The sequence below is a fragment of the uncultured Eubacterium sp. genome (genome assembly GCF_934295145.1).
Taxonomy (GTDB): domain Bacteria; phylum Bacillota; class Clostridia; order Lachnospirales; family Lachnospiraceae; genus Eubacterium_I.
On the sequence record NZ_CAKRAS010000014.1, the window covers coordinates 22,262 to 38,164 of the forward strand.

General features: G+C 43.0%; 17 protein-coding genes. 12 read left to right on the forward strand and 5 right to left on the reverse strand.

The window, feature by feature from the left end:
* Positions 1–99: 99 nt before the first annotated feature.
* The 10 genes from Q0I54_RS04335 (at position 100) to Q0I54_RS04380 (ending at position 9,044) form a co-directional block, all read left to right on the forward strand.
* The gene (locus tag Q0I54_RS04335; protein ID WP_296116742.1) at positions 100–747 is read left to right on the forward strand and encodes a CoA pyrophosphatase; all 648 of its coding nucleotides are present in this window, start codon (positions 100–102) and stop codon (positions 745–747) included.
* Positions 748–886: 139 nt separating this feature from the next.
* Positions 887–1,567 carry an orotate phosphoribosyltransferase gene (gene pyrE, locus Q0I54_RS04340; RefSeq protein WP_296116744.1) on the forward strand — a complete coding sequence of 227 codons (681 nt, stop codon included), beginning with the start codon at positions 887–889 and terminating at the stop codon, positions 1,565–1,567.
* 11 nt (positions 1,568–1,578) lie between these two features.
* Positions 1,579–2,061: a VanZ family protein gene (locus Q0I54_RS04345; protein ID WP_296116746.1), complete on the forward strand. Its 483-nt coding sequence runs from the start codon at positions 1,579–1,581 to the stop codon at positions 2,059–2,061.
* 155 nt (positions 2,062–2,216) lie between these two features.
* Complete coding sequence (locus Q0I54_RS04350) at positions 2,217–2,558, forward strand: DUF6142 family protein (RefSeq protein ID WP_296116748.1); 342 nt, start codon at positions 2,217–2,219, stop codon at positions 2,556–2,558.
* An 80-nt stretch (positions 2,559–2,638) separates the two neighbouring features.
* A complete protein-coding gene (locus tag Q0I54_RS04355) occupies positions 2,639–4,705 on the forward strand; it encodes an aminopeptidase (protein WP_296116749.1) in 2,067 nt (688 codons plus the stop codon).
* 255 nt (positions 4,706–4,960) lie between these two features.
* The gene (purE, locus tag Q0I54_RS04360) at positions 4,961–5,467 is read left to right on the forward strand and encodes a 5-(carboxyamino)imidazole ribonucleotide mutase (protein ID WP_109216730.1); all 507 of its coding nucleotides are present in this window, start codon (positions 4,961–4,963) and stop codon (positions 5,465–5,467) included.
* Between the two features lie 31 nt (positions 5,468–5,498).
* Positions 5,499–6,524: a phosphoribosylformylglycinamidine cyclo-ligase gene (gene purM, locus Q0I54_RS04365; RefSeq protein WP_296116751.1), complete on the forward strand. Its 1,026-nt coding sequence runs from the start codon at positions 5,499–5,501 to the stop codon at positions 6,522–6,524.
* Entirely contained in the window at positions 6,518–7,147 is a 630-nt protein-coding gene (gene purN, locus Q0I54_RS04370) for a phosphoribosylglycinamide formyltransferase (protein ID WP_296116752.1), read from the forward strand. Before purM ends, purN begins: the two co-directional genes overlap by 7 nt.
* 1 nt (position 7,148) lies before the next feature.
* Positions 7,149–8,423 carry a phosphoribosylamine--glycine ligase gene (purD, locus tag Q0I54_RS04375; RefSeq protein WP_296116753.1) on the forward strand — a complete coding sequence of 425 codons (1,275 nt, stop codon included), beginning with the start codon at positions 7,149–7,151 and terminating at the stop codon, positions 8,421–8,423.
* Positions 8,424–8,426: 3 nt separating this feature from the next.
* Positions 8,427–9,044 (forward strand): HAD family hydrolase, encoded by a 618-nt coding sequence (locus Q0I54_RS04380; protein WP_296116754.1) that lies wholly within the window; start codon positions 8,427–8,429, stop codon positions 9,042–9,044.
* 70 nt (positions 9,045–9,114) lie between these two features.
* Here Q0I54_RS04380 and Q0I54_RS04385 read toward each other — a convergent pair whose 3' ends face one another.
* The 5 genes from Q0I54_RS04385 to Q0I54_RS04405 all read right to left on the reverse strand — a co-directional run bounded on the left by Q0I54_RS04385 (position 9,115) and on the right by Q0I54_RS04405 (position 13,453).
* A complete protein-coding gene (locus Q0I54_RS04385) occupies positions 9,115–9,627 on the reverse strand; it encodes an HD domain-containing protein (RefSeq protein ID WP_296116755.1) in 513 nt (170 codons plus the stop codon).
* 2 nt (positions 9,628–9,629) lie between these two features.
* Complete coding sequence (locus Q0I54_RS04390) at positions 9,630–11,735, reverse strand: ABC transporter permease (RefSeq protein WP_296116757.1); 2,106 nt, start codon at positions 11,733–11,735, stop codon at positions 9,630–9,632.
* Positions 11,710–12,609, reverse strand: a complete 900-nt coding sequence (locus Q0I54_RS04395) for an ABC transporter ATP-binding protein (RefSeq protein WP_296116759.1) — start codon at positions 12,607–12,609, stop codon at positions 11,710–11,712. Before Q0I54_RS04395 ends, Q0I54_RS04390 begins: the two co-directional genes overlap by 26 nt.
* Entirely contained in the window at positions 12,606–12,980 is a 375-nt protein-coding gene (locus Q0I54_RS04400) for a GntR family transcriptional regulator (protein WP_296116760.1), read from the reverse strand. Before Q0I54_RS04400 ends, Q0I54_RS04395 begins: the two co-directional genes overlap by 4 nt.
* Positions 12,981–13,252: 272 nt before the next feature.
* The gene (locus tag Q0I54_RS04405; protein ID WP_296116762.1) at positions 13,253–13,453 is read right to left on the reverse strand and encodes a hypothetical protein; all 201 of its coding nucleotides are present in this window, start codon (positions 13,451–13,453) and stop codon (positions 13,253–13,255) included.
* A 423-nt stretch (positions 13,454–13,876) separates the two neighbouring features.
* Here Q0I54_RS04405 and malQ point away from each other — a divergent pair, with 423 nt between their 5' ends.
* Positions 13,877–15,400: a 4-alpha-glucanotransferase gene (gene malQ, locus Q0I54_RS04410; RefSeq protein WP_296116764.1), complete on the forward strand. Its 1,524-nt coding sequence runs from the start codon at positions 13,877–13,879 to the stop codon at positions 15,398–15,400.
* The gene (locus Q0I54_RS04415; protein WP_296116765.1) at positions 15,400–15,888 is read left to right on the forward strand and encodes a DNA-deoxyinosine glycosylase; all 489 of its coding nucleotides are present in this window, start codon (positions 15,400–15,402) and stop codon (positions 15,886–15,888) included. The genes malQ and Q0I54_RS04415 overlap by 1 nt, the downstream gene beginning before the upstream one ends.
* The last annotated feature ends 15 nt before the right edge of the window (positions 15,889–15,903 follow it).

The window sequence follows — 15,903 nt, forward strand, 5'->3', positions numbered from 1 at the left end:
TGAGTGAGGACTGAATGGCATTTTGCTATTCAGTCCTTGACTATTTAGAGCGGTGCTTTTATGCTGAAAATGTAATCTAAAAGAATAGGTAAAAATAATATGAAAAATTTAAAAGAGACATTGGCACAGCATGAACCGACTTTTATCGGCATGGATCAGTGCCATCAGGCAGCCGTCTGTATTCCATTGCTGAAAAATGCAGCTGGCGGATATGATGTGCTGTTTGAAGTGCGTGCGGCCACTATTGCACACCAGCCGGGGGACGTCTGTCTGCCCGGTGGTATGGTGGAAGAAGGAGAGACACCGCGGGAAGCGGCGTTGCGGGAATTGCAGGAAGAATTATTATTGAACAAGGAGCAAATTTGTTACCTTGGTGATATGGATAAACTGTATACCGGAAGCAGTCTGATCATGTATTCTTTTGCTGCGGAAGTAACAGACTATCAGAATACGTTTAGCCCGGCAGAGGTGGATGAGGTGTTTCGGGTTCCGTTGGAGTTCTTTTTACATACGGAGCCAAAATGCTATGTCGCCCGGGCAAGGGTGGAACCCGGTGAGGATTTTCCTTATGAACTGATCTGTGGCGGCCGGGATTATCAGTGGCGCAGTCGAAAGGAAGAAGTCTGCTTTTATCAGTATGAAGGACATGTCATCTGGGGACTGACGGCTAAAATGATGCGGGCTTTTGCAGAGGTGATAAAAGGTATGCAAAAAATACATACAAACAGAGAGAAAAATGCCCGATAAATTTCTGCCTTGTCAGTTGAAAAAAAAATACGCACATAGTATACTTATTTATATCTGTGCAAAACTGTTTTTTAGTTAAAATACAGATCAGAAAAAGAAAAATCCCAGAAATGGCTTAAAATAAGGAGGAGACAGTAGAATGGAAGCTTACAAACAGGAGTTTATCGAGTTTATGGTAGAAAGTGATGTTTTAAAATTTGGAGAGTTTACCTTGAAAAGCGGCAGAAAATCTCCATTTTTTATGAATGCAGGCGCTTATGTGACAGGTTCTCAGTTAAAGAGACTTGGTGAGTATTATGCAAAAGCAATTCATGATAAATACGGGGATGATTTCGATGTGTTATTCGGACCGGCTTACAAAGGAATCCCGATCAGCGTTGTAACAGCCATCGCATACAGCGAGTTATACGGAAAAGAGGTTCGTTACTGCTCAGATCGTAAAGAAACAAAAGATCACGGTGCAGATAAAGGAAAATTCCTTGGAAGTACTTTAAAAGACGGTGACCGTGTCGTTATGATCGAGGATGTTACCACTTCCGGAAAATCTATGGAAGAAACTGTTCCGAAAGTACGCGAAGCTGCAAACGTAGAGATCGTTGGTCTGATGGTTTCTCTGGATCGTATGGAAGTTGGAAAAGGCGGCGAAAAATGTGCCCTTGAGGAAGTAAAAGATCTGTACGGTTTTGAGACAAATGCCATCGTAACCATGGCAGAGGTAGTAGAGCATCTGTACAACCGTGAGTGCAATGGCAAAGTGGTCATCGATGACACATTAAAAGCCGCCATTGACGCATATTATGAGCAGTATGGTGCAAAATAAGCATTGCGGCAATGTTTATAAACAATCATAAAAAACAAATTCGATTATTATGCAGAGTATTATTTGCGCTGTATATCGCCGGTCTGGTGTATTTCCTGTTTTTTGCGGATATGCTGGACCGTGTCGGAATTGAGCGCAGTTATCATTATAATGTGATTCCGTTCAGGGAGATACGAAGATTTATCGTGTATGCGGATCTTCTGGGATCGATGGCAGTGATTTCTAATTTGTTTGGAAATATTGCTATTTTTATGCCATTTGGTTTTCTGGTCCCAATCCTGGGCAGAAAAAAACGGAAATTCTGGTTCACAGCACTGCTGGGTTTTGAATTGAGTCTGAGCGTGGAATGTATTCAGCTTGTAACAAAAACCGGCTGTTTTGATGTGGACGATATTTTCCTGAATACAATCGGTGGAATGTTGGGGTATCTGGTCTATGCGCTGTTGCAGCGCAAACGGGACCGGGATGCCGATGCCAGAAGATTGAAAGAGTAAAATTTAGCTCAAATTGAGTTGAAATCCCCATTTTTATTAAGTAGGGAGACGTAAAAAATACTGTTTCAATCTGCACCTGTAAAAAATAGTGAAAGATCACTGTTGAATTTTACATGGGTGTAAACAGATCGTGCAAATATATAAGGAGGCAACGTATGGCAAGCAACAGAAGAAAGTATTTTCGCCGGACACGAAAGACCCGGATGAGGGATTTAAAACATTCCCCTACCGGGATTTTGTCTTTTTGTACAGCAATGGCAGCGCTGGCGGTATTTTGTACTGCAGTGATCCAGTCATTTCTGGCGTCCGGTGAAGGTGGATATAAAATAGGAGGCTTGGGATTAGTTGGACTGATCCTGGCACTTGGCGCACTGATCTGCGGTATTTTTGCAGTGAAGGAGCCGAAGATCAGACCACTGCCACCGCGACTTGGTATTGCGTTTGGTGCAGTGCTGACCGTTGGACTTGGCGGCATGTACATATACGGTTTGATGTAGAATTTTGATTCCAACATCATTTTTATAGAAACAAATAAAAAAAATGAGAAAAATGAAGAATCGGTAGGAGATTAAATAATATGGGTGACAGCGTTTGGAATGATTTTTTAGACGAGACAATCGAAGAACGATATGAGCTGGTGGCAGAGCGTGTGGAGGAAATCAGTAAAGAGGCTTTGGTGCCGGAACTTTACAAGGGATATTTTTCAGAGGCAGCAGCTTATCTGAAAAAGACGATGGAACTGTGCCGGATGGCAAAAGATGGAACTTTGCAGCAGCGTAGTCTGGAGACCTGCAAGGCAGATCAGGAGCAGTTATATCATCACATGCTTCCTGAATTTTATGAAGAAAGTTATGCAAATCCGGCGTATGCAGTGGCAATTTTTGGTGAAAAAGAAGGCGAGTTGTTAAGTTTTCTTCGTGCAGAGCTGGATGTGGCGATCACATATGCGTTTGAAGGAAAAATGGCAGAACTGACTTTACTGCTGGAGCTGTTTGTACAGGTTTATAATTGCTTTGAGGAGGAAGATCTGCAGGAAGCAAAACAGACGATTTACTGGTATTTCCATGATTACAGTGAGGTGTTTGTGGAAAATCAGATTCGGGAAATGATCGATCCGGTGGACAGTCTGTACAAAAATATCATTATGAAAGCAGATCTGTCTGATCTCAACTATCTGTATCAGTATGGATTCTATATTGGAGAAAATGAACTTGGCATTGCAGCATTTTTAAATGAACTCTCCGAGGAAGAAATCCAGTCCATGGCGGATACTTATACCGAAGGATACCGCATTGGATTTGAGATTACGGGTAAGGACATCAAAAAGAAAAAGACGGTTCAGATTCATTATCAGGTTGGATTTGAGCGCATGATCCGTGCAGCCATCCAGAATTTTGAGAAAATTGGACTGCAGCCGACCATCAGCAGAGAGCCGTCCTCTTCCTTCAATAACCGTGGTGGTTCCAAACGTGGTGCTTATGCGACCAGTGTAAACCGTCAGTATGATTTTGATCACAAAGAAGACAAAGCATTCTATTTTGATAAAGCCTTTGTGGAGCGTCGTCTGGAAGTACTGCGTACTGTATTTGAGCAGCATAAGATTCAGGCCGCAGAGCACGGTGGACCGGCCGTTCTGGAAGTGTTTGGTGAAGAACCGTTTTCACCGGAGAAAAAAGAGGCAGCGATCCACTATCATGACCGCCAGCAGGAACTGGTTGTTTATAATGCTTCTATGTCCGGCCAGATCACAAATGAGTATATCAAAGGTGAGGAACGCAGTTTCACCATCATTGCGTATCCGATTCCGGAGATTGGCGATCAGTTTAAGGAAATTTTTGCAGAGACAGTTATCATCAATACATTGGATTACGAAAAATATCAGAAGATGCAGCAGTGCATCATTGACGTTCTGGACAGCGGTACAAAGGTACGCATTACCGGCCGTGGCGGCAACCGTACAGATCTGACAGTCGCACTTCATCCACTGACAGATCCGGACAAACAGACTATTTTTGAAAACTGTGTGGCAGATGTCAATATTCCGGTTGGCGAAGTATTTACTTCTCCGGTTCTGGCAGGAACCAATGGAACCCTGCATGTATCAGAAGTATTTTTGAATGGTCTGCAGTATCTTGATCTGGAAATTGTGTTCAAAGACGGTATGATTGAGAGCTATAACTGCGGCAACTTTGCAGATGAGGCACAGAACAAGGCTTATATCCGTGACAATATTTTAATGCGTCATGAGACATTGCCGATGGGCGAGTTTGCGATCGGAACAAATACAACCGCATATCGTATGGCGAAAGAATATCAGATCGGAGCAAAATTGCCGATCCTGATCGCAGAAAAGACTGGTCCGCATTTTGCAGTGGGCGATACGTGTTATTCCCACGCGGAGGACACTGCTGTTTATAACCCAAACGGCAAGGAGATTATTGCCCGTGATAATGAGAAGAGCCTGCTTCGTAAGGAGGATATGTCAAAGGCATATTTTAACTGCCATACCGATATTACCATTCCGTATGATGAACTTGGTGCAATTACAGTTATCCGTCCGGATGGCAGCACTGCTGATATTATCCGTGATGGTCTGTTCCGGGTGGAAGGTGCAGAAGAACTCAACGAGCCGTTATTAAAATAAGAATGTTAAAAAATAAGAGCGGTATGTATAGAGTTTTTTGTAGTACTGATGAATATATAATTGTATCATTAGAAAAACAAATGAAACAAGTGACATATATTAGCTGCTCTTATAAAAAATATAACAATATATAATTGGCAAATTTGCATGATTCAAGGTAAGATGTAAACAGAGTACTAAGCCATCAGAGCAGATGAGATTTTGCTCTGGTGGCGTTATAAACATTTACATAAGGGATGAAAGGAGCACATACAAATGGCTAAAGTAGGAATTGTAATGGGCAGTGATTCAGATATGCCGATCATGGCAAAGGCAGCAGAAATTTTGGATAAATTCGGTATCGATTATGAGATGCGTATCATCTCCGCACATCGTGAGCCGGATGTGTTTTTTGACTATGCAAAATCCGCAGAGGAGAAAGGCTTCAAAGTAATTATTGCCGGAGCAGGTAAAGCAGCTCATCTGCCGGGTATGTGTGCGGCAATCTTTCCGATGCCGGTAATCGGAATCCCGATGAAGACATCTGATCTGGGCGGCGTAGATTCTTTGTATTCCATCGTACAGATGCCAAGCGGAATCCCGGTTGCAACAGTAGCAATCAACGGTGGTGCAAATGCAGGTATTCTGGCAGCAAAGATTCTGGCTACATCAGATCCTGAACTTTTAGAGAAACTGAAAGCTTACACAGAGGAGTTGAAATCCCAGGTGGTGGAAAAAGACGAAAAATTACAGGAAACCGGATATAAAAATTACGCGAAATAATCAAATCTCATACATAACGGAGGAATTCAGAATGGATTACAAAAAAGCAGGTGTAGATATTGAAGCTGGTTACAAATCAGTAGAATTGATGAAAAAACATGTAAAGGAAACCATGCGTGCAGAAGTACTTGGCGGACTTGGCGGATTTTCCGGAGCATTTTCTTTAAATAAGATCAAAGAAATGGAAGACCCGGTACTGTTATCCGGTACAGACGGATGCGGTACAAAAGTAAAACTTGCATTTTTAATGGATAAACATGACACAATCGGAATCGATGCAGTTGCAATGTGCGTAAACGATATTGCATGTGCAGGTGGCGAACCGCTGTTTTTCCTGGACTATATTGCCTGTGGCAAAAACTATCCGGAGAAGATCGCTGATATCGTAAAAGGTGTTGCAGAAGGATGTAAGCAGTCCGGCGCAGCACTGATCGGTGGTGAGACAGCAGAACATCCGGGTCTGATGCCTGAAGATGAGTACGATCTGGCAGGTTTTGCAGTTGGTGTGGTTGACCGCAAAGATATGATTACAGGAAGCGAGTTAAAAGACGGCGATGTGCTGATCGGTATGGCTTCCAGCGGTGTACATTCCAATGGATTTTCTCTGGTTCGTAAAGTATTCCAGATGGATGAGGAAACTCTGAATACCTATCATGAAGAACTTGGAAAAACACTTGGCGAGATGTTATTAGCTCCGACAAGAATTTATGTAAACGCATTAAAATCCATCCGTGAAGCTGGCGTGACAGTAAAAGCATGCAGCCATATCACTGGTGGTGGATTCTATGAGAATATTCCGCGTATGCTTATCGATGGTAAACGTGCAGTAGTAGAGAAAGACAGCTACCCGGTACCACCAATTTTTGCAATGCTTGCAAAAGAAGGTGACATTTCCGAAGAAATGATGTACAACACATTTAACATGGGACTTGGCATGATCGTTGCGGTTGATCCGGCAGATGTTGACAAGACCATGGAAGCAATCAAACAGGCAGGCGATACACCATACGTTGTAGGAAAGATCATCGATGGTGAAAAAGGAGTAGATTTATGCTAAGAATTGCAGTGCTGGTATCCGGCGGTGGTACAAATCTGCAGGCCATCATTGATGCCATCGCAGATGGAAAAATCACAAATACCGAGATCGCAATGGTTATCAGCAATAATAAAAATGCCTATGCACTGGAGCGTGCCGCAAAGGCAGGCATTCCAAACTGCTGCATTTCTCCGAAAGATTATGCGGACAGAGCTCAGTTTCACGAGGCACTGCTGGCTGCACTGGATGAGGCGCAGGTAGATCTGATCGTTCTGGCAGGATTTTTAGTAGTCATCCCAGAGATGATGATCCGAAAATACAGAAACCGCATCATCAACATTCATCCATCATTGATTCCGTCTTTCTGCGGAACTGGATATTATGGTCTGAAAGTGCATGAAGGCGTGTTAAAACGTGGCGTGAAAGTAACGGGAGCAACCTGTCATTTTGTAGATGAAGGAACCGATACCGGTCCGATCATTTTGCAGAAAGCCGTTGAGGTAAAAAATGGTGATACACCGAAGATTTTACAGCAGCGTGTCATGGAAGAAGCAGAATGGATCATCATGCCAAAAGCGATTGATCTGATTGCAAATGGCAAAGTAAAAGTGGTTGACGGAAAAGCAATTGTAGAGGAGAACTGACATGAAAGTACTGATCGTAGGAAGTGGCGGAAGAGAGCATGCCATCGCAACAAGTGTGGCAAAAAGCAGTCGTGTAGATAAAATTTACTGTGCACCGGGCAATGCAGGAATCGGACAGATTGCAGAGTGTGTACCGATCGGTGCCATGGAATTTGACAAACTGGTTGCATTTGCAAAAGAAAATCAGATCGACCTGACCATCATCGGTATGGATGATCCGTTGGTTGGCGGTGTCGTAGATGCTTTTGAGGCTGAGGGACTGCGCGTATTTGGACCAAACAAAGCAGCAGCGATTCTGGAAGGCTCCAAAGCATTTTCCAAAGATTTAATGAAGAAATATCATATTCCAACTGCTGCATATGAGAATTTTGATGATCCAGAGAAAGCGCTGGAATATCTGAAAACTGCAAAAATGCCGATCGTTCTGAAAGCAGACGGACTGGCACTTGGAAAAGGTGTGCTGATCTGCAATACTTTAGAAGAGGCAGAAGCTGGCGTTAAAGAAATCATGCTGGACAAGAAATTCGGTTCTGCCGGCAACCATATGGTTATTGAAGAGTTTATGACAGGCCGTGAAGTATCTGTATTATCTTTCGTAGATGGAAAAACAATCAAGATCATGTCTTCTGCACAGGATCACAAACGTGCAAAAGACGGAGATCAGGGATTAAATACAGGCGGTATGGGAACCTTCTCCCCAAGCCCGTTCTATACAAAAGAAGTAGACGAGTTCTGCAAAAAATATGTGTTTCAGGCAACGGTTGATGCCATGGCAGCAGAGGGACGTACTTTCAAAGGTATCATTTTCTTTGGACTGATGCTGACAGAGGACGGACCAAAGGTTCTGGAGTATAATGCCAGATTTGGTGATCCGGAGGCACAGGTTGTCCTTCCACGTATGAAAAATGATGTCATTGACGTGATGGAAGCCTGCATCGATGGTACCTTGGATCAGATTGATCTGCAGTTTGAAGATAACGCAGCAGTCTGCGTTGTTCTGGCAAGTGACGGTTATCCGGTTTCTTATGAAAAAGGATTCGAAATCAAAGGTCTTGAGAAGTTTGAAAACAAAGATGGTTATTACTGTTTCCATGCAGGCAGCAAGTTAAATGAGGAAGGCAAGATCGTGACAAACGGCGGTCGTGTTCTTGGAGTTACTGCCAAAGGTGCTACATTAAAAGAAGCACGTGCAAACGCTTACGCAGCAACAGAATGGATTGATTTCGCAAATAAATATATGCGTCATGATATCGGTAAAGCCATCGATGAGGCATAATTTATGAAAAAAGCAGTTATTTTTGATATGGACGGTACGTTATGGGATTCTGTGGATGAAATTGTGGAATCCTGGAACAAAACCTGTCCCCAAATGCACATCCGCAGAGAACAGCTCATCGGTCTTATGGGAAAAACCATGGATTGTTTCGCAAAGGAACTTCTTCCGCAGTATGAGATGGATCAGGCGATGGAGATCATTCATGCCTGTGAGGAGGATGAAAATGAGTATCTGAGTCGCGTTGGTGCAAAGCTGTACGGTGATATCCGTAAAGTATTTGAAACCCTGCGTGACATGGGATATGAGATTGGTATTGTCAGCAACTGTCAGTCAGGGTACATTGAAGTATTTCTGGAGTATTACCATCTTGGTGATCTGGTGGCGGATATTGAGTGTTATGGCAATACGCAGCAGCAGAAAGACGCGAATTTGAAGGCACTCATTGAGCGTAATCATTATGAGAAATATTATTACCTTGGAGATACCCAGGGGGATTATAATGCGTGCCAGAAAGCGGGAGTTCCATTTCTATTTGCAGCTTATGGTTTTGGAACCGTGGATGCTAAAGTTCCACAGGTGGAGAGCCTGGAGCAGTTACCGGAAGTAATGAAAAAATTATAATTGAAAAAATATGAAAAGCACTGAAAACCAATGAAAGGCATTCAGTGCTTTTTTTCTTAAATGAAAAAAATTATAAACCAAACATCACATGTGCCATTTCTGTACCGGATTTTGTCTTAAAAATCCGATCAATAGCAGTCTGAATTGCTGGTCTGTCTGCATGATCCTCATAAAGATTGACGAGAAAATCTGCCTCCATCAGAATCTGGTAATCTAACCCATTGATATTATTGTAAGTATGATGATGTCCGATAAGATAGCAGACACGGTCGATCACCGCATCAGGATAAGTACCACATTCTGTCAGCATCTGGCGGGCAGCAGCAGGACCTTCTTTTTCCTGCAACGGTCCTGCCGTACTGTGATATTTTTCTTCAGCTATTTTAATGCCAATGTCGTGGAGAATCGCAGCAGTTTCCAGAATGTGCTGCAATTCATCAGATAAATGCTCTGCGTGTCCGATCATGGATGCATAAGTATATACTTTTGTATAATGCTGGATACGGGCAGGATCGCCGGAATAGTAAGTCAGCATTTTCTGTATCAGTGTTTCATTCATTTCAATTGTATTCTCCATTTCCATAGTTATCCTTTCGCGTTCATGCTCATCACATTATAAAACTCATTCGCGGACATCAGATCCGAAGCACTTTCAATTAATCCCAGATCAATCATTGCCTGAATCGTATTCGTACAGGACTTAGACAAAGAAAATGATACTTCGATGGAGGAGTAATAATTTGCCGGTTTATTATTCTGAGGGTCAGCATTTACCGTATTTTCCGAAGTTGCTTTGTGATCATTGGAAGTACCGGAGGAAGCTTTGAATGGTAACATATCTGCCAAATATTCCACATCCCCCGGAATCTGTCCGTAGAAGTAAAAACTGTCATAGTAAATCGGGTTATCGTCGGTATCATGGATGCCAAGTCCTGCCGGATAGTTGCCTGCAAGGATATCTGCTTTGAGTGCTTCATACAGTGTCTCAGTCTGCTGCTGATTCAGGTTTATGTTTCTATCATGTTCGTATTCGTCCGCATGGCTTAAAGTGCCATTTATGAAGCTGACATCTTCGTAATTGTAGCAGAGCAGATAACGAAGTAGGTCTTCATTTCCTGTTTCCAGTTTGGAAATCTGATAAGCCGGTGTTGTGTCATCCTTCAGTGTTGCATTTGTTACTGGAATTTCATAGCGTCGCATAATTTTACGGCCGTTTTTCAGATAATAAGTAATCTGAATGGAAGATACATAATCCCCTTCACTGTAAACAACAGAGGTGGAAGTACTGGATTTTGTGGTGCCGGAGGATGTTGCAGTTGCATATTCAGCACTTCGTTCTTCTGAATCATTGTAGGCTGTATATTTTTGCTGATAGGAGTATGACAGATACTCCGATTTGTGGTTCAGAATATTTTTATGAATTTTTTCCAGTACTTCGAAATCAGCCGGATCCGTGTATACATGCTCGTAATCCGCGTACATATAAATGGCTGCAATCTGATCCGTTTCCGGAATTTTGCGTTCCATATGGAACGCATCACTTTTGACCAGACCGGTTCCAAGCAGGAAGAGTCCAATGCAGACAGCCCATTCCATCCAGCGCTTCCGTGAAAATACATGGAAGCGTTTTTTTAACAGCATTTCTGAAACAAAGAAACTTGCAAAGGTGCATGGAATCAGAAATACAAAAAGTGATGCTGTCATATGTGCAGTATTGTCAAAAAGCAGACTGGAGAGCAGGAAGGAAAGTCCGAAACCTCCAACAAGTGCCAGCATCCAGCGGAAGCAAGGATGCAGCCAGCCAAAGGCAACCACATCACCGGTGCATTCTAACTGGCGTTTCTGATAAAATACATAGGCGAGAATTAAAAATGCCACAGCTACGAGAACGTATAGTCCAATCAGCAGTCCGCCGCGCATATTGATTGTTTCCAGTGCGGTAAAATCATCATTCATGGACCAGGTCAGGGATACGTGATCCAGCAGGTACAGAAACGGGGAAAGTACCGTATCTCTGGTTTCGGTCAATGTACTGCTTACCTGATCACCAAGGATTCCCATGCCGTAGCACATGGAGGAAATGATCAGTGTGGCAATGGATTTGATGCTGATGTACAGAAAATTCCCTACAAAATAATAAGTTGCGGCGGCAACTGCGTGACCCGTGAGCATACAGCAGAATACCGCGAGGGTATAAAACAGAAAACTCATGCCCATCATGTAAAGTAGCCAGTACAACAGATATTCCACGGACGTAATATTATTTAAAATACAAACAAGCAGATTCAGCAAAAATGTGATCAGCTGCGGGATCAGCAGGAACAAAAAGCCACTGATATAATTTGTTACAAACAATTCACTCCGTTTTACCGGAAGCGCATGGATCATATGACAGCTCCGGGTGGAAAAAAGGTAGGAAAAAACCGTAACGGCGGCCACCAGTGCTGCAAAAAAGATGACATATGGTTCCAGATTTCCACTGATGCATTCCAACATGGTCGTCAGCCGATTTGTGGCTGAAGGGGCAGAATAGTCCAATTGCTGAAAATTCATGTAATTGCGGGTGTTCAGGAACATCCGTATGGTCATGTTAAAAAACAGATACGCAAGGTAAACCGCCCAGACCGGCCAGAACCGGATCATATTTTTACAGAATATTGTTTTATTAAAACAGGATGTCTTTGATTTCATAATTCTTTCCTCCCATTTCATAAATAAAAATTTCTTCCAATGTAAGAGGAAGGATATCGATCAGCATTGGATGTGTCTGCTCCAGTATCATTTTGGCCTGCTCCGGATTGCCTTTTACGATCAATGTGTATACACGACCGGTGTTGGACATGTGTAAAATCTCAAAATCTTTCGGCAGCGTCGGCATGCCTTCCTGAAATGCCACCTGAATTTTAGACACATTTCCCTGCAGATCGGAGAGAGAGCGCTCCACAATGATCTTGCCCTGGTGCATGATGCCTACATGGTCGCAAACGTCTTCCAGTTCACGCAGATTGTGGGAAGAAATCAGGATTGTGGTGCGGCTTTCACTTGCCTTGGATAGTATGATACTCCAGATCTGGCGGCGCATGACCGGATCAAGACCATCCATCGGTTCATCCAGGATCATCAGCTCAGGCATGGCGCAGATAGAGAGCCAGAATGCCACCTGCTTTTGCATACCTTTGGAAAGCCGGCGGATGGCACGTTTGGTATCAATATTCGGGAAAAATTCCTGCAAGCGCTCAAAAAGTTCGGAATCAAATTTTTTGTAAATGCCCTGATAAAACTGCTTCATTTCCAGTGTATTTGCCTGGAAAAAATAGAACATGTCATCCGGGATATATGTGAATTTGATTTTTGCCTCCGGATTGTCATATACTGGCAGACCGTCAATGAGGATGGAGCCGCTGTCTGGGCGGTAAATTCCGGTGAGGTGACGGATCAGAGTGGATTTTCCGGCACCATTTGGACCAACGAGACCGTAAATGGTTCCTTTCGGAACGTGCAGACTCATGTCGTCCAACGCTTTAAAGCCATGGAATGTTTTGGTAATATGTTCTGCCTGGATCATGCTTGAATCCTCCTTCCTGATAAAGAAAGAATGCGGTTCGTGAGCTCATTTGCCGGCATGGACAGATAGAGAAGCTCAGACACAATCTTATCAAATTGTGGCAGCAGTTCCTGCTGACGAAGCTGGTTGGTCTGATCCACTTCTGCAACAAAGGTGCCTTTTCCGGACAATGTATAGATGTAACCTTCGTTTTCCAGTTCCCGGTAGGCACGCTGGATTGTATTTGGATTGATTGCCAGCGAAGCTGCCAGTTCCCGTACGGAAGGCAGTTTGTCATCCTTTTTCAAAGCACCGCTGACCACAAGCTGCCGCACGTTATCTTTTATCTGCTGATAAAAGGGGCGCGTATCGCGGTAATTTAACTGTATCATAGAAGTCTCCTTTTAAATAAAAATAGACGAACGGTGTCAGCTAAATGCCAGATGGAGTATCTATATAAATAGAAAGCATCGCAGATGACATTTGGCGTACTAACCGTGTTAATACAGTTAATATAGCATGCATACGAGGGACATACAAGGAAGAAGCGTGAAAGAAAATCTTAATTCTTTCGAAAGAAAACAGAGGTGAAAAAGAAGAATCAAGGGAAGTCAGTGAGAAAAAGAAAAATAGAGCAGGCATTTTTACCTGCTCTATAGAGTTATCAGTTGTCTTCTTTTTCCAGTTCTGCAACAATGTCATTTAACATCTGCAGTACGTTGTCCTCACCTACATTTTCAAAGTGTTCGGAAATGGATTCCAGTCTATCAAAAAAGCTAGGCTTTCTTTCGCCTGTCTGTGTGTCACAGGAAGAACCACAGCTGTGGCAATTACCTGTACATCCGCCAATCGTATTTTCTGCCATATGAATTACCTCCTTAAAATGTGAATCGAATGATTTTTATGAGTTCAGTATACTATAATATTCTCCGCGTTTCTATAGAAAAAATGTGAATTCATAGAAAATTAATAGAGTTTATATTACAGTTCACTCATCATATGTATTCAAATATTGATCATGCTTGCATGAGGAAATATTTGGATACATAATGATGCAGGGAGCGCCTTTTTATGAGCAAAGGTAGTAGCGTAGCTACGGAGAAGTCCTGAAAGGACACTTTGCGAATGGCGCGTGTGAACAGTAATGAGTTTATCCGGCAACCCTATTTTAGGTTGAGAAAAACCGCAAAAAAAGGTATAATAAAACACATAATTCGGGAAAAATCCCGCTGCAAAAAGCCTTCTTACGGGAATATTTTTTGCAGATTTTGAGAAGGAGTTTTTTAATATGAGAGCAAGTGGTATTTTACTTCCGGTAAGCAGTTTACCGTCAAAATATGGAATCGGATGTTTTTCAAAGAGTGCCTTTGAATGGATTGATTTTCTGCAGGAAAGCGGCCAGACATTCTGGCAGATCCTGCCTCTGGGGCCGACCAGTTACGGGGATTCTCCGTATCAGTCATTTTCTACTTTTGCGGGGAATCCGTATTTCATTTCTCTGGAAGAACTGATAGAGGAAGGTCTTTTAACGAGAGAGGAATGTGAGTCTGCACAGCTTGGCACAAATCCGTCCTATGTGGATTATGGGAAGCAGTATGAAAATAGAAATCCGTTATTACATAAAGCATATGCAAACAGCAAAAAACGGGAAGACGCAGAGTTTCTGAAATTTGAGGAAGAGCAGAAGGAATGGCTCCCAGATTATGCACTGTTTATGGCATTAAAGGATGTGCATGATAAGCAGGCATGGAGTACCTGGGAAAAAGAACTGATCCAGAAGGAGCCGGATGTTCTGGCAAAATATAGAGAAGAGCTTGCGGACGAAATCTGTTATTATGAATATCTGCAGTACTGGTTCTTAAAACAGTGGCTGAAAGTGAAAAAATATGCCAATGAGCGTGGTATCAAGATCATTGGTGATATTCCGATTTATGTGGCTTTCGACAGTGCAGATGCATGGATGAGTCCGGAATTATTTGAGTTTGATGAAGATATGAATCCAATCGAGGTAGCTGGCTGCCCGCCAGATGGATTTACTGCAGACGGACAGCTCTGGGGCAATCCAATCTATGACTGGGAATATCATAAAAAACAGAACTTTGCATGGTGGATCCGGCGGATCAAACACTGTGAAGTGCTGTATGATGTGGTTCGAATTGACCATTTCCGTGGATTTGATGAATATTATACGATTCCATATGGCATGACAAATGCCCGCATTGGCGAGTGGAAAAAGGGACCCGGTATCGCACTTTTTAAAGAAGTACAAAAACATGTGAAAAACATCGAGATCATTGCAGAAGATCTTGGATATATGACACAGTCTGTCCGTGATTTGGTGGCCGAAACCGGTTATCCGGGCATGAAGGTATTACAGTTTGCCTTTGGTGGTGGCAGTGACAACGAATATCTGCCACACAATTATACCCAGAATGCTGTTGTATACCCAGGAACTCATGACAATGAGACTCTGATGCAGTATCTGGACTGCGCGCAGGATCATGTGCGCAATCACATCCGGGAATACATGAACCGTCCGCATGCGTCCAACGGGGAACTTTGTGAAAATCTGATCTGGATGGCAATGTCCAGCGTTGGAAAATATTGTATTGTTCCGATTCAGGACTATCTGGGACTTGGAAAAGAAGCCCGGATGAACTTCCCGTCTACACTGGGACACAACTGGGAGTGGCGTGTGCGTAAGGAGCAGCTGACACATGATCTGGCTGGTTACATTGCACATATGACAGGATTGTCCTATCGCTGGAGAATTGATCCGCCGAAAAAAGAAGAGAAAGAAGCGGAAAAATAATGGAGTTAAAACGACAAAATCATGAATTTCCACCGGTGTATGATGAAAATTCCGAAATACTGATCCTGGGTAGTTTCCCGTCGGTGAAGTCCAGAGAAATGCAGTTTTTTTACGGACATCCGCAGAATCGTTTCTGGAAAGTCATGGCACAGGTTCTGAATGAAAAGGTTCCGCAGACCATTCCAGAGAAAAAAGAGATGCTGCTGCGGCATCATATTGCCCTGTGGGATGTGATCGCAAGCTGTGACATTGCGGGATCCAGTGACAGCAGTATTCGAAACGTGGTGCCAAATGATCTGGCCTATATAATAGGAAGAAGCCGGATTACAAAGATTTATGCAAACGGGGCAAAATCAAAACAGTTGTATGATAAGTATCTGGCAAAACAGCTTGGAATTGAGGCGGTGCAGCTGCCATCCACCAGTCCGGCGAATGCGGCTTACAGTGTGGAGCGGTTGCTGGAATATTGGAAAAATATAGTGGCTTAACAAAAGGGAGCGGGG